The sequence below is a fragment of the Cellulomonas sp. URHD0024 genome, assembly GCF_000426185.1.
Classification (GTDB): Bacteria; Actinomycetota; Actinomycetes; order Actinomycetales; family Cellulomonadaceae; genus Cellulomonas.
Genome location: NZ_KE384505.1, coordinates 130,704 through 149,090, shown reverse-complemented (window position 1 = coordinate 149,090; position 18,387 = coordinate 130,704). Strand labels below are relative to the sequence as shown.

The window sequence follows — 18,387 nt, the reverse complement described above, 5'->3', positions numbered from 1 at the left end:
CGGTCACGTCGAGGACTGAGCGCCTTCGATCAGACTGCGGTGAAGGTCACCGTGCTGGTGTACGTACCGGCCGGCACCGAGGTCGGCACGCCGGCGATCCCGAAGGTGCCGTGGAGGCCCACCGAGCCGAGCGCGTGGCCCGCGGGGTAGGTCGCGAAGACCTTCGGGACGTCGAGACCGTCGGTCAGCGGTGCGTGGTTCGACACCGTGACGTCGGCCGGGTTGAGCAGGTTGCCGGCGATGGCGTCTGCGGCCAGGCCGGTCAGGCCCGAGTAGCCGCCGGAGAACGTGCCACCGGAGCCGTTGGTGAAGGCGCTCGAGACGACTGACGCGTTGAAGCCGAGGTTCCCGGCGCGCGTGTCGGTGATGACGATGCCGTTGAACGCCGCGGCCGCGTGGTACGTGGACGTGGCCGAGTCGAAGACCGCGTTGCCGAGGTCGAGCGGGGCCGCCGGGGTGTACGGCGTGGTGATGACGATCGAGCCGGCCGGGATCGTGACGATCACGGTCTGGTCGTCGGGGGTGGCCGGGGCGCCCGCGTTGAGGAAGGTCAGCGCGACGGGCGCCGAGGTCGAGGAGACGAAGCCGGCGCCGCCGCAGCTGGCCGTGAACGTCTGGGCACCGGCGCCGATGTTGTTGGTGCTGAACGCCGGGACGACACCGGCCGTGACCGGGACCGTGCCGAGCGACGTGGCGCCGGAGAAGAACTCGCAGGTGCCGGTCAGCGGCGTGGCGGACGTGACCGAGGCCGCGAACGCGGTCGTGGCACCCGCGAGCGGGAGGCCGTTGGCGGCGCCGACCGTACCGAGCGTCGGGGTGACGACCAGGGTGGTCGTCGTCGCGACGTCGGGCACGTCGATCACGGTGACCGACAGCGGCGCGGAGACCGAGGCGTTGAAGCCGGGGGCACCGGCGTACGACGCGGTCACGGAGGCGACACCGACGGGGAGCACGACACCGTTGAGGGTGGCCGTGCCGCCGGAGAGCGCTGCGCTGCCGAGCGAGGTCGCGCCGTTGAGGAACGTGACCGAGCCCGTCGCGCCGGCGGGTGCCAGCGTGGCGGTCAGGTTGACCGGCGTGCCCTCGTTCACGGACGTCGCCGAGGCGGAGACGGTCGTGGTCGTCGGCACGGCCGCGACGGTGATCGGCGCGGAGTGGATGGTCCAGGTATAGCTGGTGATGTCCGCGGGGGTCGTGGTGGTGATGTCGACCAGGGTGCGGAAGTTACCGGTGATGGCGGGACCGTTCTGGCACACCGAGATGAACGGGTAGGTGTTCGTGCCGGGGTGGGCGGCCTGGTAGGCCTGGACCTCGGCCTTGTTCAGGCGGTCCGCCTGCGAGGTCGTCGTCGTGTAGAACCGGCCGTCCGCGTCCTTGAGGGTGGCGTTGGCACCCATCTGGACCTGCGTCCAGTCGATCTCGGGAACACCGGGGGCACCGGGGATACGGATGTACTGCGCCATCGAGGTGGACCCCGCGGGGCAGGGGTTCGCCGTGGTCAGCGTGGCCCACGGGCGGTTCGTCGCGTTCGCGCCCGTGAGGATCTGGGTCGCGGGCGTCTGGCCGGCCAGCGGACCGACCGTGTTGAACCAGAGCACGTCGCCGGGCAGGTCCGGGGAGGCGTCGACGGCCGAAGCCGGTGCTGCGAGCGCGACGGCAGCCGCGGCGATGAGCGTTCCCGCGGCCAGGGCCGCGATGCTCTTCGTGAAAGTACGCATGAGCGTGTGTCTCTCTCTCGTCTCTAGAGTCAGTTGACGGTGAAGTTGCTGGTGGCGGTCTGGGTCGCGGTGCCGCAGACACCGCCGTCGAGCGGGCCGGCGAGCTGCTTGAAGCCGGCCGCCTCGATCAGCGCGAGGCCACCGCCGGAGCAGATGAAGCCGTCCGTGCCGAAGATCGCGGTGAACGCGGCGGTGCTGCGGAAGGGGTTGCGCACGACGTTGTAGATCGCACGGTCGGCCGAGAAGCCGCCCTCGAGCTTGATGCCCGACGCGGTGGTGTTGAACCGCGCGACCGAGAACGGCGCGACGGCGTTGATGTTCGCGGCGATGGGAGCGGAGTCGTGCTCCTGGACCGTCTGCACCGAGCCGGCCAGCGTGACGGCCGTGCCGCCGTTGGCGGCCTGCAGCTGAGCCAGGAAGAAGTTGAGCGTGCCGGAGCCCGACTGCGGGATCATCGGGACGATGACGCCGCTGGTGCCGCCGATCTGGCTCCAGTTGGTGATGGTGCCCTGGTAGATGCCCACCAGCTGAGCGACCGTGATGTTGGCCGGCGCGTGCGACGTGGTGGCGGTCGCGGTCTTGAGGGTGTCGAGCGCGAACGGCACGTGCCACAGGCCGGCCGCGTTCTCGGCAGCCGAGGGGCCGGACGACGAGCGGGCGAAGTCGACGTTCGTGTTGTTGCTGGCGCCGAAGAGCGTGTTCTTGCCGGCACCGGAGCCGTTGGGGCGGGTCACCGCGGCGGTGCCGGCCTTCAGGACGACCGGGCTGGGTCCCGTCGCGTTGAACGAGACGAGCCGAGCGTTGGCGCTCGCGTTGTATCCCTGGACGTAGCCCGCGCCGACACCGGCGCCGTCGGCCAGGCCCTGCACGAGGAACTCCGAGGTGTCCGAGCCCACGCCGACGATGTCGCGGGTCTGCGGGGACGGGTCTGCGGACGCGGAGCTGGCGGCTGCCACGCCTGCGGCCAGGGCAAGGATGGCGGTAACTGCAAAGGTCCGACCGGACCTCACGGAAAGACGCATGATCGAGGAACTTCCCCTCTGTACTCCATGGCGGCTCCCGGCGGTCACCGGGCCTCCACGAACCTCCCGGCCCCCGACGAACTCCCGCCGCCGTCCGGGTGAACGCAGGACTGCCGGACAACCGCCGAGGGACGGCCCGCGGGCGGACCCCGGAGCTACAGAAGATTCGGGAGGAGCTGGACCGCGTAGCCGCCCGCGAGCCACGCCATCGCGAGGAGGACCGGTGCGGCGATCACCCAGAGCACCCGACCCGACAGGTGCCGGCGGAGCAGGAGGGTGCCGACGGCCGCGAGGAGCAGCCCCTGCAGCGCCAGCGCGAGCACCGGCAGCACCGACGGGTCGCCCGCCATGGCCTTCTCGGAGTCGGGGATCGCCGAGGGTCGGCCGGGCGCTCCGACGGCCGGGTCGCCCTGCAGCGTCGCGTCGACGTAGACGGTCCGGCTGGGCGCGAGTGCGGCGAACGGGCCGTCGCCCTCCGCGGTCACCAGCGTGAGCCGGCTCCCACCGGTGGGAAGCGCGGCCGGCAGCGGGTCACCGGCGCGGCGGACCCCGTCGACGCGGTAGACGAACTCACCCTGGCCGGTGGTCACGCGGATGCCGTCGCCGGGCTGCAACGACGGCACCGACCGGAACGGTGCGCCGTACGTCGACGCCCGCCCGTACACGATCGACACGCCGACCTGCCCCGGGAGCGCGGTGTCCATCCGGTGGCCCGGCCCGGCGAGCAGGTCCCCCGACGAGGTGCCCTCGACGACCGCCTGCTGCAGTCCGAGGGTCGGCACCGTGAGCAGCGCGACCGGTGTCCCCGCGGCGATCGTGCCGCCGAGCGGCGCCGTCTGCGCGACGAGCGCCTGCCGGAAGTCCGCGTAGAGCCCGTACTGCGCCCGCGACTGCTGGAAGCCCCCGAGCACCACGAGCTGCAGCACGAACCAGCCACACAGCACGGCCACGACGAGCATCGCCGAGACGACGACCGCTCCCCCGGGGGTCGGCGGTCGTGGCGCAGCCGGCTGCCGAGGACGAAGCGCACCCCTGCTGCGACGCGGTAGGCCGACGGCCGCCTCTGTCGCTGAGGGCTCCACCTCGTTCACGGTCGGTGCCGTCGGCGCGGCCGTGGCGGTCACGCGCCGCGCCGTCGCGTCGAGAAGCTGCGCACGAGGGGTGCTCCGACGAGCCCCACGACCCCGGCTGCGAGCACAGCAGGGACGGCCGCAGCCGCGACCGTGCTCTGCTGCTGAGGGGTCTTCCCGGGCGCGGTAGCTGCCGCCGCAGACGTCGGCTTCGGAGCCGGCAGACCATCGACGGTGACGGGCCCGGCGGCGCTCGGGACGGTCGCCGGGACCGGCGCCGTAGGCGGCGCCGGGGGCGAGGTCACGGGCGGTGGCGCTGCTGGAGCGGGCGCGCTCGGGGGCGGCGTCGTCGGACTCACCGACCCCATGGCACCCGACTGGGCCTCGATCGAGGCCGCGACCTCTTGCGCTGCCTTGTACAAGGGTGCGGTCGGCCCGGCCGCGGTGATCGGGAGGTAGCCGTTGGGCAGCTGGCCGACACCGGGGCCCGGGACCTGTCCCTCGGTCGTCGCCACCCGTACGAACTGCGCCACGTGACCGGCTGTCTCCGGGGGGAGACCCGTGAGCGGCGCGGCGACGCTCACCGTCATCGTGCCGGGGTAGGCGGCCGGCACACCGTGCAGCGCCGCGGCGTCGATCAGGTAGGGCTCACCCACCTCGGTCCGCTTCGCCGTGACGACGGCCGCCGCCATCGAGGTCTGGTCGGCGTCGACGAACGTTGCCGACTCGCCTGTGCCCGAGCTGCGCAGCGAGGCCGTCGGCAACCCGAATCGGCGAGCATCGGCGAGCGTCACGAGACCGAGGAGCTTGCGCGAGCCGTAGATCTGCTTGGGAATGCGCTTGGTCACGCAGAGGCTGGTCCCGCCGTCCACGGTCGCCTGGACGAAAGCAGGTCGGTCGAGGCTGGTCGGCGCGGCGGCGAGCACGGCGTCGGCAATTGCGGCGAGCGAGGAAACGGGCGCAAGCACGCGGTTGTAGAACGGGATGGGCACCTCCCGCGTGCAGTTGTGCACGATCCCCGAGTTCGGATCCGTGTAGTCCGGTCCCGGTGGCTCCTGTCGTACGTCCTGCAGCGGCCAGGCATCCAGGGGCAGCGCAATGCCCTTGTAGGTGCTGTTCACGGTCATCTTCCATGGGTCCGGCTCGCCCGCCAGAAAAGCCGCCGCCTCAGGGTCGGCCGCGAGGTATGAGGTCAACGCGCGCATGACGTCACTGGGGACCGACACGGAGATCATGCTCGTCAGCGCGGATTGCAGGCCCGTCGTGCCCGGGTATTCCGGGCCGGACAGTCCGGGGTTGAGGGCGATGAACTCCGGGTCGTCGTTGAGCGACGCCGGGTTGTGTGCGACGTCGGGCCAGATCTTGCCGGACTCCGTCAGGCCACCGGCATCGTCAACCCGTGCGGTTGCGGCGCTGTACGAACCCGTGAGCAGCTTGGCGATGAGTCTGGGCGTCAGCCGCAGGTGCATCTCCTGACCCCGGCTCCCCGGTCGGTCCCAGACGAATGCCACGGCAAACCCGCTCACGGCCACCGGCGCATAGCCGACCGGCGGATCGTCGCTGTGGGCCGCGCCGGGGTACGTGAGGAGCGCGGCCGGAATCTCACCGGCGACCAGATTGCGGAACGCCACGGTCTCGGCCATGGTGTTCCCCCGGAACTTGAACCGGTCAGCCCTGCGGCAGTAGGCCGGGGCCCACTGCAGGGTGGCCTGCCCGACGAGTTCCGACCCGTAGAAGGGGACGGGCTCCTGCGCCGTGTCGAGGACGTTGCACAAGCTGGCACTCGGGGAGAACGTGAGCGGGACCACGACACGGTTCCCCCAGTTCGACGGCGTCCACCAGGACATGCCCGTCACGGTCGCGTTGGGGCCGCCCGCCTGGGGATAGGTCGAGCCGGGCTCCTGTTTGCCCTCGGCCGTGCACGGGTAACGCTTCGGCAGAGCGCCCTCCGATGCACAGCTGGTTCCCATGATCGGAATGACCACGAGCGAGCACGCGACGGTGTCGGAACACCCGAGGGACGCGTTCTGGGCCGACGAACGGACGCTGAACAGGTAGGTGCCCTTGCCGTCAGGGCTCGTCGGGGCGGCGGCCTCCTGGTCCGGGACCGGCTGGTCGTAACCGTTCGTCGCCTCGGGCGGCTGGTGTTCGAGGCCATCCATGGACCAGGTCTTGCCCGCGGCGTCGACGAACGGCAGGTAGACCTGGTCCGCCGGCGGCGTCCCGATCAGGGCAGCGAGCTCGCCGTCCTGCCAGTGCCGGTCGTACTTCCACAGACCTACGCCCTCATAGTCGTTCGGGTCGGTGGTCAGCTGCCGCTTGTTGTAGATCGTCGTCCAGCACGTCGTCGGCGTCGGCTCGGTCCCACGGCACTGCAGGATGACGACCGGATACTCCTGTACCTGGAACGCGTTCGCTTCCGTGATGTTGCCCGTGATGTTCGCCGTCGGCCGAGCGCCCGACCAGGAGACCCGCACGCCCTGCATGCCCTGCAGCCCCTGGGTCTGGTCGACCGTGACCGTCACCGTGCTCGAGTCCTGCACCACCGGGTCTCCACCTGCTGGGTCGACGTGGTCACGCACGACCGTCTTGGTCGCCGTGAACGCAGGTTCGCCGCCGTCCGCCGCGACGGCAGCGCCCGCGAGCGCCGGTGCACCGACAATCACCGCGGTCAGGGCGACGACGGCCAGCCACACCCCGAACACCTCCCTGCGGCCGCGAGCCTCCCGGCGGTTCACGAACCGCCGCCGGCGTTCGCCGCCCGTCGCGCACGCAGCGCGAACAGTCCCGGCACGAGGATGATCGCGGCGAGCTCGAGGGCGGCCAGGCCCGCGAAGACCGGGGTACCCGCGACCGACCGCGCGGGTAGCTGGGTCGACACGGCGCCGGACGCGGCGCCCCCGCCGGCCGAGGCCCCGATGACCTCACCTGTCTCGGGGTCGATCTGCCCCCCGGATGCTGCTCCGTCCGCGCCGCCCCCCGCCGCCGCGTCGCCGCCTGCTGCGCCACCGCCCGCGGCCCCACCGGCGCCGGGCTCACCGGCGGCGGGTGCGGGGCCACCCGGCGCGGCGGCCGGGCCGGCCGGTGCAGCCGGCCCACCGGCGGCGGCAGTCAGGCACGGCCCAGCGCCGTCCTTGTCGCACGCTTGCGGCTGCGGCGCGACCTCCGCCAGGTGGTTCTTCGAGAGGTCGCCCGGCACGAACGTCGGGTTGTTGCACTTGGTGACGTCGCGGTCGGCCAGGTCGACCGAGTCGTCGACGGCCTTGAGCTTGGCGAGCTGTTCGAACCCCGCCTGGACGAGGTTGAGCGGCAACGGGGAGTAGCCGTACGGGCCCGCCTTCGACTGTCCCTCGCACAACGAGTAGAACATCAGGTCGGCCAGCGTCTGCCGCGCGGACGACGTCACCTTCTCGGTCTGGCCGCTCGTGCCGAACGCGGTTCCCGTCGCCGCGGTCGGGATGATCATGTACGAGTAGCTGGACAACGGGTACGTCCGGGGGTCGGTGTCGGTGTACACGTCGTCGAGCACCTGCGTCAGGTAGAGGTTCGAGCTCTTGTCCGTGTTGATGCGCGCCTTGGTCAGCGCGACCGCGACGTTGAACTTGGTCGGCTCGAGGTAGTACCCCGCAGCGTTGCGGATCTTCACGACGGGGTAGTCCGCGGTCTGCGCGTAGGCGTACTCGACCACGCCGACCGTCCCGTTGCCCGCCGACGACGTGATGTAGTTCATGACACCGTCGGAGCCCGGCTGCGCGAGCGTCCGACCCTTCACCGGGTACTGCGAGGTGAGGCCTGACCGACCGTAGAAGTCGTGCCAGAGGGCCGGGTACGCCTTGTCCATCCACGCCGTGAACTGTGCGATCGTGCCGGACCCGTCCGACCGGACGATCGGGGTGATCGCCAGGTTCGGGAACTGTCGGCCGTTGTTGTCGGCCGCGATCTGCGGGTCGTTCCAGTTGGTGATCTTGTTGGTGAAGATCTTGGTCACGGTCTCACCCGACAGCCGTACCTCGCGCATGAGCTTGCCGGAGATCTCGACGTGGTACGTCACCGCGGTGCCGCCGGCCACGATCGGCAGGTAGGCGTAGGGCCGATCAGACCTGTCCTCTTCCTTGGTGACCGGATCTTTGCCCTGGAAGGGGATCTCGCTGATCGCGAAGGTGGTCACGTTGTTCTTGAAGTCCGCGCGTCCCTTCGAGGAGCCGCCGCCGGTGTAGACCACCTCGAGGCCGTTGGCGGCCACGTCCCGGGTCCACTGCGAGAAGATCGTCTGGCTCCAGCTGGACCCCGTGCCGGCGATCCGCACGTACGGCGGCTGCGCCTGAGCAGGGGATGCGGCGGCGCCGATGACGGCGAGGACGCACGTCGCCAGGACGAGGCAGGCGCTCACCGCCCTGCTGCGCAGGGCCTGCCACCACGAGCGGGACAGGGACTGGGTCGGAGCCGGCGTACGCGGGGTCATCGGGAGTCCTTCTTGCGGGCCACGAGTCGGGCGACGATGAAGAGCGTGAGCACGAGGGTGAGCAGGATCGCCGCGGCGGCGAACCCCCGTTGGACGAGGATCGGCTGGCCGCTGCGGACCGCCGTGAAGACGAACAGCGGCAGGGAGTTCATGGGGGTGCCGACGGGGTTGACCGTGAGGAAGGTGGACGCGCCCGAGGTCAGCAGGACCGGCGAGGTCTCGCCGACCCCGCGCGCGACGCCCAGGATCAGCGCCGTCGCCAGGCCCGGCCGGGCCGTCGGTAGCACCACGTGCCACACCGTCCGCCACCGGGGCGCTCCCAGCGCGAGCCCGGCCTCGCGAAGCCCGCTGGGGAACACCCGCAGCACGACGTCCGCGGCCCGCGCGATGATCGGCAGCATCATCACGGACAGCGCCAGGGCCGCCGCGAGACCGGAGGGCTTGAGCCCGAACGTGATGATGAAGACCGTGTAGATGAACAGGCCCGCGACGATCGAGGGCAGCGCCGTCATCGCGTCGACCACCGTGCGCACCACGTGCGCGAACTTCCCGCCCACCTCGGTCATGAACACCGCGGTGCCGATCCCGAGCGGCACCGTGATGAGGATCGCGATACCGATCTGGATCAGCGTGCCGACGATGGCGTGCAGCACGCCGCCGGACGTGAGCGGGTCACGCGGACCGGTCAGCGACATGTCCTGCGTGAAGAGGTTGGGGTGTGGCAGCGCCGGTGCGGCGCGGACGAACGTGAACACGACGGCCGAGACGATGGCGAGGCCGACCAGCAGGGCGCCACCCGTGACGGCTGCGGCAACGACGCGGTCCGCGACGACCGGCCCGGGAGCGGTCGACGAGAACGCCAACGCCAGGACGACGAGAAACAGGACGAACGAGACGATCACATACCCGAGGACGGTGCCCCACGGCAGGAGTCGGTAGCAGACCACCCAGGCCAGCGCCAACGCCGAGGCGAGGGATCCGACGCCGACGAGGAGGTCCTGGGCCGTCGACCGCGAGACAGGCCGCGGGATCGGCGCGGTGGCTCGCTCGGCACGGTCCTCGGAGGGGCGCAGCCAGGTGCGCGGAAGGGTGTCGATCTCCATCTCGACGGCACGTTCCGGAGCGACTGTCATCAGATGTCCGTCCCTGCTCCAGAGCGCGACCGGGAGATCACGCCGGCGGCGAGCGTGTTGATGCCCAACGTGATGGCGAACAGCACGAAGCCCGCCGTCAGCAGGGCTGAGAGCTGTGCCGGGCTGGCGTCGCCGAAGCGCCCGGCGATGAGTGCCGAGACGGTGTTGGTGCCCACCTCGAGCGGCTGGAACTTGAGGTCGAACGACGGTGAGATGATGAGGACGACGGCGATGGTCTCGCCGAGCGCACGCCCGAGGGCGAGCATGGTTCCGCCGATGATGCCGCCGCGTCCGAACGGCAGCACGACCGACCGGATCACGCCCCACCGCGTCGCGCCGAGCGCCAAGGCCCCCTCGCGCTCGCCGGGCGGAGCCTGGGAGAAGACCTCACGCATCACCGAGCACGCCATCGGCAGGACCATCATCGAGACGGCCACCCCGGCGATGAAGGCCGACGACGTGTACCGCGTCTGGTCCCACTGGGCCGCGTGCGGGTCGGAGTCGACGTGGAAGAACGGCAACCAGCCGAGGTAGGCGTGGAGCCAGCGCGACACCCCGCTCAGGTACGGCTGCATGAGGAAGAACCCCCACAAGCCGTAGATGATGCTGGGCACGGCCGCCATCAGGTCCACGACCGACACGAGCGTCGAGCGCATCTTGGGGCGCGCGTACTCGTTGATGTAGAGCGCGGTGGCGAGGGCCAGCGGGAACGCGATGCACATCGCCACCAGCGCGACGGTCGCCGTGCCGACGAGCACCGACAGGATGCCGACCTTCTGGGTGTCCGGGTCCCACTCCGTCTCCGTGAGGAAGTGCAGGCCGTAGTGCCGCAGGGTGGGGAACGCCTGGATGGCCAGGAACAAGCCGATGCCGCCGGTGATGACGAGCACGACCGCGCCCACCGACCGACTTCCGATCGTGAACACGCGGTCCGAGCCCGTGGGACGGCGGGAGATGGGTCGAGGTGTCGCAGGGACGACGTCCGGGGTCTCCTCGCGGAGCTGCGTGGTCATCGGCGAATCCGCCCAGGGCGGCCGCCGGCCCGGGCACCCGACCCCGCAGGCTCGGCTCGAACCGCACGTCGCTCCGTCGTCACCGGGTCGTGCTCCTCTCGCGTGGCGGCCGGACGTCCCGGGCTGTCGGACGCCGGTCGCGGCGCCACGCCAGTAGAACCAGCGCTGACGGCCGTTGGACGGACGGCGGGTGAACGCGGGACGGCACGAGGGTGCCTCTGGGCCCACGGCTCAGGGGTCGGCCTGGGTCGGCCCGGGAGTCGGGGAGAGCACCGGCGTGGCGCTCGGCGAGGCCGTCGGCTCGACGACGGGCGGAGCGCCGACGAGGAGGATCACGGTGTACCCGACCGGGACCCGTCGGCCGGCGTTCGGCGCCGTGCGCAGCGCTGTCCCCGCGACCCCGCCGGGCGTCGGCAGCTCGGTGACGACCAGCCCGAGCCGGCGCAGTGCCGCACTCGCGTCGGCGGCGGTCGTCCCCCCCACCTCCGGCACCACCGTGTAGCCGGAGGCGACCACGAGGTCGACCACCGCGTCCGGCCCCACGTCTCCCGGCGCCGGCGTCATCGCGAGGACCACGCCCGGGGGCGTCGGCCCGTCGGCCTCCTGCACGCCCCCCAGACGCAGACCCGCAGCGGCGACTGCCGCACGCGCGTCGTCGAGGCTCAGGCCGGCGAGGGACGGCAGCGCGACGAGGGTCGGTGTGGTCGGGGGCGGCGGCGCGGTGGCGTGGCGCGTCGCGTGGGCGGTCGGTGTGCCCGTCACGGTCGCGGTCGTCGGGGTCGAGGCCCGCACGGGCGGCACCTCGGGCTGGGCGGCGCCCGCGGCACCGAGCCCGGAGTGCACCAGCCCGACGACGACCGCGACGACGAGGACGGCCGCGAAGGCGGCGAGCCACCGGGGACCTGACCCACTTCGGGGCGTCGGGGCGCTCTCGGGCGCCGCCTGCGTCGTCGCTGCGCGGGCCCCCCGCACCCCCGCGCTCTCGACCATCGCCCGCACGGGTGTCACCGCGACCGGTTCGAGCGGTCTCGTCGTCCGGACGACGACGGCCCGTCCGCCGTCGCGCGTGCGACGCGGCCCACCGGCCGGCAGGTCGACGGCGCGCGCAAGCTGCACGACCTCGTCGAGAAGAGCGGTCACATCGGGGTGGCGGTCCCTCGGATCCTTGGCGAGGGCGCGCGCGACGAGCCGGTCGAAGGCCCTCGGCAGGTCGCCATCCAGGAACGACGGTGGCGGCGCGACCCGGTGCACCTGCGCCCGCAGCACGGAACCGGCGTCCTCTCCCACGGAGCCGAACGGCAGCTGACCCGTGGCCAGCTCGTACAGGAGCGCGCCGGCCGAGTAGACGTCCGATCGCTCGTCGCCGGCCTGGCCCGTGGCGATCTCTGGGGACGCGTAGTGCGGGGTCACGGCGACCAGCCCGCCGCCGACGATCGGCCGACGCTCCGCCCCGAGGTCGAGCACGACGGCGGCACCCGGATCCGGCGTGCCGTCGTCCGCCCTCCGGAGCATCACGTTGCCCGCGGAGAGGTCCAGGTGGAGCACTCCATGGGCGTGCGCATGGGCGAGCCCCTCCAGCACGCCCGTCCCGATGGCCAGCACGTCTCCGAACGGGAGCGGACCCTCGTCGACCAGCTGGGCGAGCGTCGGACCGTCCACGAGGTCCAGCACCACGTAGGGCCGGCCCGTCGGATCCGTGCCCGCATCGAGCGTCTCGACGACGTGCGGGTGGCGCAGCCCGGCCGCAGCCCGCACGGCCGCCCACAGGTCGGCGCTCGCCGGCTCGCGCAGGACCTTGACCACGACGCGACGGTCCAACAGCTCGTCCACCGCCACGTGCACGTCCGCCGAGCCGCCTCGGCCGACGAGCTCGCCGATCCGGTAGCGCCGGCCGAGCAGGGTCATGAGGCCAGACCGGCATACCTGTCCGCCGTGGCCAGCACGAGCGCGACGTAGGAGTCGTCGTGGTTGTAGGAGGCGACGGCGAGGTGCCACCCGGCACCGCTGGCCAGGTTCCCACCGGAAGCGCACAGGTAGCGCCCCGCGGCCAGCGCCGCGTCGTCGAGGTCGTTCGGGTCGCTCACCCCGTCGCCGTCGCCGTCGGAAGCCCAGCGCCGCCACGTCGACGGGAGGAACTGCATCGGTCCGACGGCGTGCGCCCAGGTCGGGTCCTGGGTCCACGCGATGTCCTGCGGACTCGCCCGGATCGGCGCGGTCCCGTTCGACCCGTCCAGCGCCGGCCCGATCACCGGCACGCTCGGGCGGCCGTCGTCGAGCAGGACCGCCCCTGCGTGGGTACCGTGACCCGACTCGACCGCCCCGATGCCGGCCAGGGTGGTCCAGCCCACCCGGCAGCGCGGGCTGTCGCGGGCCAGGGTGAGTGTCGCCGCTGCGTAGGCCCGGACGGCAACCGCGGCGATGCCGGTAGCGGACGCAACCCGGGCTACCCACTCCGTCGAGGCGTGCAGCGGCGCCGGTCCGGAGTCGACGACCTCTGCCGCGCCGGCCGGTTCACCAGGGGCCGCCCCGGTGGCTGCCGAGACGGCTGCCCGCGGGCTTGCGGCCGCCAGGGTCCAGCGGGCCGGGGCAGGTCCGTCATCGGTCCGGGCGACGGACGTCAGCACGACGACGAGCAGGCTGATCACACCACCGACGAGCACGCCCGCACGCCTCACGTCGCGGAGCGCCGCGCGCTCACGGGTGGAGCGGACGAACGGCGGAACGTGGCGACCGCGAGATCGAGGGCGGCGACCGGGGCGAGGTCCACGAAGCTGCGGCAGGCGTGCGCGCACCGGACGCGGCGGTCCTGGTCGCCGATGCCCTGCACGACCGGCACGTCGTCCTGCGTGAGCATCCACTGCCACCGGTAGGCGTCGGTGAGCCGGAGAACGGGGACCAAGGACCCGACGGCGATCCGCACCGCCTCGACGGAGGCGTGCGCGGCCGCCGCGCTGGGCATGGCGAGCGCGGTCCGGGCGAGCCCACGGCCGTTCGGGCTCACGAGCCGCCACCACACCGCGTCGTCGTCGGAGAACCGGTAGAGCTGGAACACGGGCGCCACCGTCCGCATCCCGTCCTTTCGTCGCGGCATCGGGCTCGACTCCCCGGTGCGTCCGATGAAGTTGAACGCATCCGAGGCGCCTGTGTGCGGCCTGTGCGGGTCCGCAGGACGAACAGCCGGGGGCGCGTGGTCGACGATCCGGCGACGCAGCGGTGCACCAGGTGAAGATGTCTCGCTTGATGAGACGTCGGTTCCATCTCCCGGACGGACCTGCCTAGAGTCCCTGTCATGTCCCGCCGAATGTGTCGCTGACCAGCGCACGCTCGGCTGTGCCCGCGGGCAGGTCGTCGTCGGTTGATCGACGGCCCTGAGACCCGCCCGAGCCATGGCTCGATCCGTGCGCCCCACTCCCCACCCTTCGCGGGACGGATGTCGGCTGCCCGGTGCCTCCTGCGGATCCATCAGACCCACCCGAGCCAGGAGCACAGACATGAGCAACGAGAGCTGGAACTTCGAGACCCGCCAGATCCACGCCGGCCAGACCGCGGACCCGGCCACCGGTGCGCGCGCCCTGCCGATCTACCAGACGACGTCCTTCGTCTTCCCGGACGCCAAGGTCGCCGCGGCCCGGTTCGCCCTGCAGGACCTCGGCCCCATCTACACGCGCATCGGGAACCCGACCCAGGAGGTCGTCGAGAACCGCATCGCGTCCCTCGAAGGTGGCGTCGGAGCGCTGCTCGTGTCCTCCGGCCAGGCCGCCGAGACGCTCGCGATCCTCAACATCGCGGAGGCGGGTGACCACATCGTCGCCAGCCCGTCGCTCTACGGCGGCACGTACAACCTCCTGCACTACACGCTGCCGAAGCTGGGCATCGAGACCACGTTCGTCACCGACCCGCACGACGCGCAGGCCTGGAAGGACGCGATCCGCCCGAACACCAAGCTGTTCTTCGCGGAGACCATCCCGAACCCGAAGTCCGACATCCTCGACATCGAGCTGGTGGCGGGCGTCGCGCACGAGTACGGCGTCCCGCTGATCGTCGACAACACCGTCGCCACGCCGTACCTGATCAACCCGCTGACGTGGGGCGCCGACGTGGTCGTGCACTCCGCGACGAAGTACCTCGGCGGGCACGGCTCGGCGATCGGCGGCGTGATCGTCGACGGCGGCTCGTTCGACTTCGCGCAGTACCCGGAGCGGTTCCCCAACTACAACACCCCCGACCCGTCCTACAACGGCCTCGTCTTCGCACGGGACCTGGGCGTGGGCGGGCTGTTCGGGATCAACCTGTCGTTCATCCTCAAGGCGCGTGTGCAGCTGCTGCGCGACCTCGGCTCGTCGATCTCACCGTTCAACGCGTTCCTGATCGCCCAGGGCATCGAGACGCTCTCGCTGCGCGTCGAGCGACACGTCGCGAACGCGGAGAAGGTCGCCGCGTGGCTGGAGGCCCGCGAGGACGTCGGCCAGGTCCACTACGCGGGTCTCGAGTCGAGCCCGTGGCACGCAGCCCAGCTCAAGTACGCCCCGCGCGGCGCCGGTGCGGTCCTCGCGTTCGAGATCGAGGGTGGCACCGAGGCCGGTCAGGCGTTCGTGTCCGCGCTGGAGCTGCACTCGAACGTCGCGAACATCGGTGACGTGCGGTCGCTGGTCATCCACCCCGCCTCGACCACCCACTCGCAGCTGACCCCGGAGGAGCAGGCGTTGTCGGGTGTGACACCCGGTCTGGTGCGGCTCGCTGTGGGAATCGAGCACATCGATGACATCCTTGCTGACCTGGACGCGGGTTTCCGCGCCGCCAAGGGAGCCTGATCTTTCTATGACGCACTCGCAGCCGACGCCGTCCGAGTCCTCCGTGGACTCGGGCGGCTCGGCCGCGCGCCCGCTCTTCACGACGTCCCGCGCACGTCCGTCCACCCTGGCCTCGCGCCCGGCGCCGTCGGACCGCCCGTTGATCCGGGCGAGCAGTGCGTGGCGCGACGGGGATCCGGTGGGCCGCCGCCAGTTCGCCGACCTCGGACCGTTCGCCCTGGAGTCGGGTGGTCGGCTGCCGGCCGTTCGGCTGGCCTACGAGACGTGGGGCACCCTGAACGAGGACTGCAGCAACGCGGTCCTCGTCCTGCACGCGCTGACCGGTGACTCGCACGTGACCGGTCCGGCGGGCGACGGGCATCCGACACCCGGCTGGTGGCAGTCGATGATCGGGCCGGGCGCGCCGATCGACACCGACCGCTGGTTCGTCGTCGCCCCCAACGTGCTCGGCGGTTGTCAGGGCTCCACCGGTCCCGCCTCGCGCGCCCCCGACGGCCGCCCCTGGGGCGGTCGCTTCCCGCTCCTCACCGTCCGCGACCAGGTCGACGCCGAGATCCGCCTCGCCGACCTGCTCGGCATCGACTCGTGGGCCCTGGTCATCGGCGCCTCGCTCGGCGGGCTGCGCGTCCTGGAGTGGGCCGCGAGCGCACCCGAGCGGGTCGACGCCATCGCGGCGATCGCCACGGCAGCGCAGACCTCCGGCGACCAGATCGCCGGGTTCCACACCCAGATCGCCGCCGTCCGCGCCGACCCGAACTACCGCGACGGCGACTACTACGACGCCGCCGACGGCGACGGTCCGCACGTCGGACTCGGTCTCGCCCGGCAGATCGCCCACCAGACCTACCGCAGCGCGCTCGAGCTGGACCAGCGGTTCGGCCGCATCCCGCAGGGCGCCGAGGACCCGCTCGAGGGCGGTCGGTTCGCGGTGCAGTCCTACCTCGACCACCACGGCGACAAGCTCGCGCGACGGTTCGACGCAAACACCTACGTGGTCCTCACGCGCACGATGATCACGCACGACCTGGGCCGCGACCGCGGCGGGGTGAAGGCGGCGCTCGCCTCGATCACCGCCCGTGCTCTGGTCATCGCCGTCGACAGCGACCGGCTCTTCCCGCCGTCGCAGTCGGAGCGGATCGCCGACGGCATCCCCGGCGCAGTCCTGCGCACCGTGCACTCCGACTACGGCCACGACGGCTTCCTCATCGAGGAGGAGCTGGTCGGCTCGCTGGTCAACGAGTTCCTGGAGTCGGCCCGCCGTTAGGTGAGGAGCACTGCCGCGGTGCTGTGCCTCCGCGGGCCATGCGGGAGGGCGGTCCACCTCGCCCTGGAGCAGGCCGCCAGCCACCGCTCCTCGCGTCATCCCGATCGAGAACCAGCCGACCACGCCTGATCGGCCCGGATATGCACAGACCCGCGGCGATGCCAATCGGAAGGACTTCGACGACGAAGAACACGGGACGCCGGTTCTGATCGATTGTCACGTCGTCCGCCGGATCGACATCGCCGGGATCAGCAGGCGATCGCCTCGCTAGCGCCGCTTGGGACTGATGGGTCACCTGAGTGCCGCGCGCCCGGCTCATGACGCCCCAGGCGCACCACCCGCCCCAAGTGGCGCTAGGTCCGAAGGACCGCGCGGCCTGCCACCCGAGGCGGGCGACGCGGACGACCTCGACGGAGCGGGCGCCCGACGACCAAGATGGGCGCCATGTCGATGCCCCCCGGTGAGCTCGCCGACGCGACCACAGCCCTGCACGACCAGTGGGAGCGCCTGCGCAGGTGGGTGGGCGAGGTCGTGGACGACGAGGTCGCCGACGAGCCGTCGGTCCTCGACGGCTGGACGGTCGCAGAGCTCGTCGCGCACCTCGGTCGCGCCATGGAAGCGCTGGCGGTCTGTGTCCCCCTGCCCGACGGCACCGTGCCCCTCACGCTCGGCGAGTACGTCGGGACGTACGCCGAACGCAAGGAAGGGATCGCGCAGGTCACGCGCGAGCTCGCGGTCGAGATCGCCGGCGACCCGCTGCGGGCGGTCGACCAGCGCGCGCAGGCGGCGTTCGAGCGGCTCGACGAGCTGGGTCCGACCGACCGCGTCGTCCAGGCCCGGCGGGGTCCGGTCCTGCTCAGCACGATGACGGTGTCGCGAGTCCTCGAGCTCGTCGTGCACGCCGACGACCTGGCCCGGTCGGTGCCGCGGGGCGTCGACCCGGTCGAGCCGGGTGCCCTGCGGCTCGTCGCCGATGCGCTGCTCCGGGTCGCCGTCGCACGCGGAGGGTGGGACCTCGAGGTCTCGGACGCGCGCCGCTGGGTACGGCTCGCGGCGGGGCGCCAGCCGTACGACACCGACGAGCTGGCGATCGCCCTGCATGCCCGCTACACCGGCGACGCGGTCCCGGACCTGGGCCGGATGCTGCCCCTGCTCTAGAGCTGCACCCTCACCAGCAGCTGCCGGCTCACCAGGCCGACGCTGCAGGCCAACGTCTGCCGGGCAGCGTGGTCCAGGAACGGGATGTCGCGCAGGTGCCAGAGCGTCAGGGCGGCGATCCACGCGGCGTCGCGGGCCTTGTCGATGGAGAAGTTGCTGACCAGGTCCGCGAGCGGTTCGACGGCGGCGCCGTGCTTGACGATCGCCTCGTCGAGGAAGGAGTCGCGGATCGGGCGGACGACCTCGGCGAGCACCGCGTTCACCTTCTCGAAGTCGCGGTGGATGGAGCCGTCGTCGGGCGCGACATCCCGCGCGGCGCACGTCGCGACGACTGCGAGCGCGAGGTCGTGGTTGATGTGCGCGTTCATCCCGGCGAGCGCGAACTGGATCGGCAGGATGCCGCGCACGGCACGCCTCTCGACCAGCGGCGCCCACGCCTTCGACACCGTGCGCTTGGCCGCGACATCCTCCGGGACGTCGAGGAAGAGGTCGGCGAACTCGATGTCGAGAGCCTCGGTGAACGCGGGGTCGTGGAACGTGCTGTCCATGACCCGCAGCGCGACGAGCGCCGTGACGCGTCGGTAGACGTCGAGGAACACCCCGATGCCGTCCGCGTGCGGCATCCCGGCGCGCACCTTGTCCATCTCGGAGACGACGCGCCCGATCTTCACTGATCCCCTGGTCATGGGCACAGGATCACAGGTCGCGCGCCGCGCGGGAAGGTTTACGTTGGGGC

14 protein-coding genes are annotated in these 18,387 nt (G+C 71.9%); 3 read left to right on the top strand and 11 right to left on the bottom strand.

What is annotated here, in order from left to right; all coding sequences use genetic code 11:
* Positions 1–29: 29 nt before the first annotated feature.
* The 10 genes from I847_RS0116900 to I847_RS0116850 form a co-directional block, all read right to left on the bottom strand.
* The gene (locus I847_RS0116900; protein WP_028050625.1) at positions 30–1,718 is read right to left on the bottom strand and encodes an Ig-like domain-containing protein; all 1,689 of its coding nucleotides are present in this window, start codon (positions 1,716–1,718) and stop codon (positions 30–32) included.
* Positions 1,719–1,747: 29 nt separating this feature from the next.
* Positions 1,748–2,740, bottom strand: coding sequence for a substrate-binding domain-containing protein (locus I847_RS25905; protein ID WP_081681074.1), 993 nt, complete (start codon positions 2,738–2,740; stop codon positions 1,748–1,750).
* Positions 2,741–2,895: 155 nt separating this feature from the next.
* Complete coding sequence (locus tag I847_RS24470; protein ID WP_051275016.1) at positions 2,896–3,864, bottom strand: class E sortase; 969 nt, start codon at positions 3,862–3,864, stop codon at positions 2,896–2,898.
* Positions 3,861–6,506, bottom strand: a complete 2,646-nt coding sequence (locus I847_RS0116880; protein ID WP_155856203.1) for a hypothetical protein — start codon at positions 6,504–6,506, stop codon at positions 3,861–3,863. Before I847_RS0116880 ends, I847_RS24470 begins: the two co-directional genes overlap by 4 nt.
* A gap of 38 nt (positions 6,507–6,544) precedes the next feature.
* Positions 6,545–8,272 (bottom strand): substrate-binding domain-containing protein, encoded by a 1,728-nt coding sequence (locus tag I847_RS24465; RefSeq protein ID WP_081681073.1) that lies wholly within the window; start codon positions 8,270–8,272, stop codon positions 6,545–6,547.
* Complete coding sequence (pstA, locus tag I847_RS24460) at positions 8,269–9,405, bottom strand: phosphate ABC transporter permease PstA (RefSeq protein WP_081681072.1); 1,137 nt, start codon at positions 9,403–9,405, stop codon at positions 8,269–8,271. The genes I847_RS24465 and pstA overlap by 4 nt, the downstream gene beginning before the upstream one ends.
* A complete protein-coding gene (pstC, locus tag I847_RS0116865) occupies positions 9,405–10,418 on the bottom strand; it encodes a phosphate ABC transporter permease subunit PstC (protein WP_028050623.1) in 1,014 nt (337 codons plus the stop codon). Before pstC ends, pstA begins: the two co-directional genes overlap by 1 nt.
* Positions 10,419–10,649: 231 nt before the next feature.
* Complete coding sequence (locus I847_RS0116860; protein ID WP_028050622.1) at positions 10,650–12,323, bottom strand: PASTA domain-containing protein; 1,674 nt, start codon at positions 12,321–12,323, stop codon at positions 10,650–10,652.
* A complete protein-coding gene (locus tag I847_RS24455; protein WP_051275015.1) occupies positions 12,320–13,078 on the bottom strand; it encodes a lytic transglycosylase domain-containing protein in 759 nt (252 codons plus the stop codon). The genes I847_RS0116860 and I847_RS24455 overlap by 4 nt, the downstream gene beginning before the upstream one ends.
* 11 nt (positions 13,079–13,089) lie before the next feature.
* Positions 13,090–13,509, bottom strand: a complete 420-nt coding sequence (locus I847_RS0116850; RefSeq protein ID WP_155856202.1) for a hypothetical protein — start codon at positions 13,507–13,509, stop codon at positions 13,090–13,092.
* A 400-nt stretch (positions 13,510–13,909) separates the two neighbouring features.
* On the opposite strand from I847_RS0116850, the gene I847_RS0116845 reads away from it, so the two are divergent.
* From I847_RS0116845 to I847_RS0116835, 3 genes are all read left to right on the top strand, one after another.
* Positions 13,910–15,229 carry a bifunctional o-acetylhomoserine/o-acetylserine sulfhydrylase gene (locus I847_RS0116845; protein ID WP_028050620.1) on the top strand — a complete coding sequence of 440 codons (1,320 nt, stop codon included), beginning with the start codon at positions 13,910–13,912 and terminating at the stop codon, positions 15,227–15,229.
* A 7-nt stretch (positions 15,230–15,236) separates the two neighbouring features.
* Positions 15,237–16,493: a homoserine O-acetyltransferase gene (locus I847_RS24450; protein WP_081681071.1), complete on the top strand. Its 1,257-nt coding sequence runs from the start codon at positions 15,237–15,239 to the stop codon at positions 16,491–16,493.
* A 444-nt stretch (positions 16,494–16,937) separates the two neighbouring features.
* Positions 16,938–17,651: a maleylpyruvate isomerase N-terminal domain-containing protein gene (locus I847_RS0116835; RefSeq protein WP_231384261.1), complete on the top strand. Its 714-nt coding sequence runs from the start codon at positions 16,938–16,940 to the stop codon at positions 17,649–17,651.
* On the opposite strand, the gene I847_RS0116830 is transcribed toward I847_RS0116835, so the two are convergent.
* Positions 17,648–18,337 (bottom strand): DUF5995 family protein, encoded by a 690-nt coding sequence (locus tag I847_RS0116830; RefSeq protein ID WP_028050618.1) that lies wholly within the window; start codon positions 18,335–18,337, stop codon positions 17,648–17,650. The genes I847_RS0116835 and I847_RS0116830 overlap by 4 nt on opposite strands.
* Positions 18,338–18,387 lie beyond the last annotated feature (50 nt).

Coding starts and splice junctions, on each gene's coding strand:
- I847_RS0116900 (WP_028050625.1), bottom strand. CDS start 1,718: ATGCGTACTTTCACGAAGAGCATCGCGGCCCTGGCCGCGGGAACGCTC.
- I847_RS25905 (WP_081681074.1), bottom strand. CDS start 2,740: ATGCGTCTTTCCGTGAGGTCCGGTCGGACCTTTGCAGTTACCGCCATC.
- I847_RS24465 (WP_081681073.1), bottom strand. CDS start 8,272: ATGACCCCGCGTACGCCGGCTCCGACCCAGTCCCTGTCCCGCTCGTGG.
- pstA (WP_081681072.1), bottom strand. CDS start 9,405: ATGACAGTCGCTCCGGAACGTGCCGTCGAGATGGAGATCGACACCCTT.
- pstC (WP_028050623.1), bottom strand. CDS start 10,418: ATGACCACGCAGCTCCGCGAGGAGACCCCGGACGTCGTCCCTGCGACA.
- I847_RS0116860 (WP_028050622.1), bottom strand. CDS start 12,323: ATGACCCTGCTCGGCCGGCGCTACCGGATCGGCGAGCTCGTCGGCCGA.
- I847_RS0116850 (WP_155856202.1), bottom strand. CDS start 13,509: ATGCCGCGACGAAAGGACGGGATGCGGACGGTGGCGCCCGTGTTCCAG.
- I847_RS0116845 (WP_028050620.1), top strand. CDS start 13,910: ATGAGCAACGAGAGCTGGAACTTCGAGACCCGCCAGATCCACGCCGGC.
- I847_RS24450 (WP_081681071.1), top strand. CDS start 15,237: ATGACGCACTCGCAGCCGACGCCGTCCGAGTCCTCCGTGGACTCGGGC.
- I847_RS0116835 (WP_231384261.1), top strand. CDS start 16,938: ATGTCGATGCCCCCCGGTGAGCTCGCCGACGCGACCACAGCCCTGCAC.
- I847_RS0116830 (WP_028050618.1), bottom strand. CDS start 18,337: ATGACCAGGGGATCAGTGAAGATCGGGCGCGTCGTCTCCGAGATGGAC.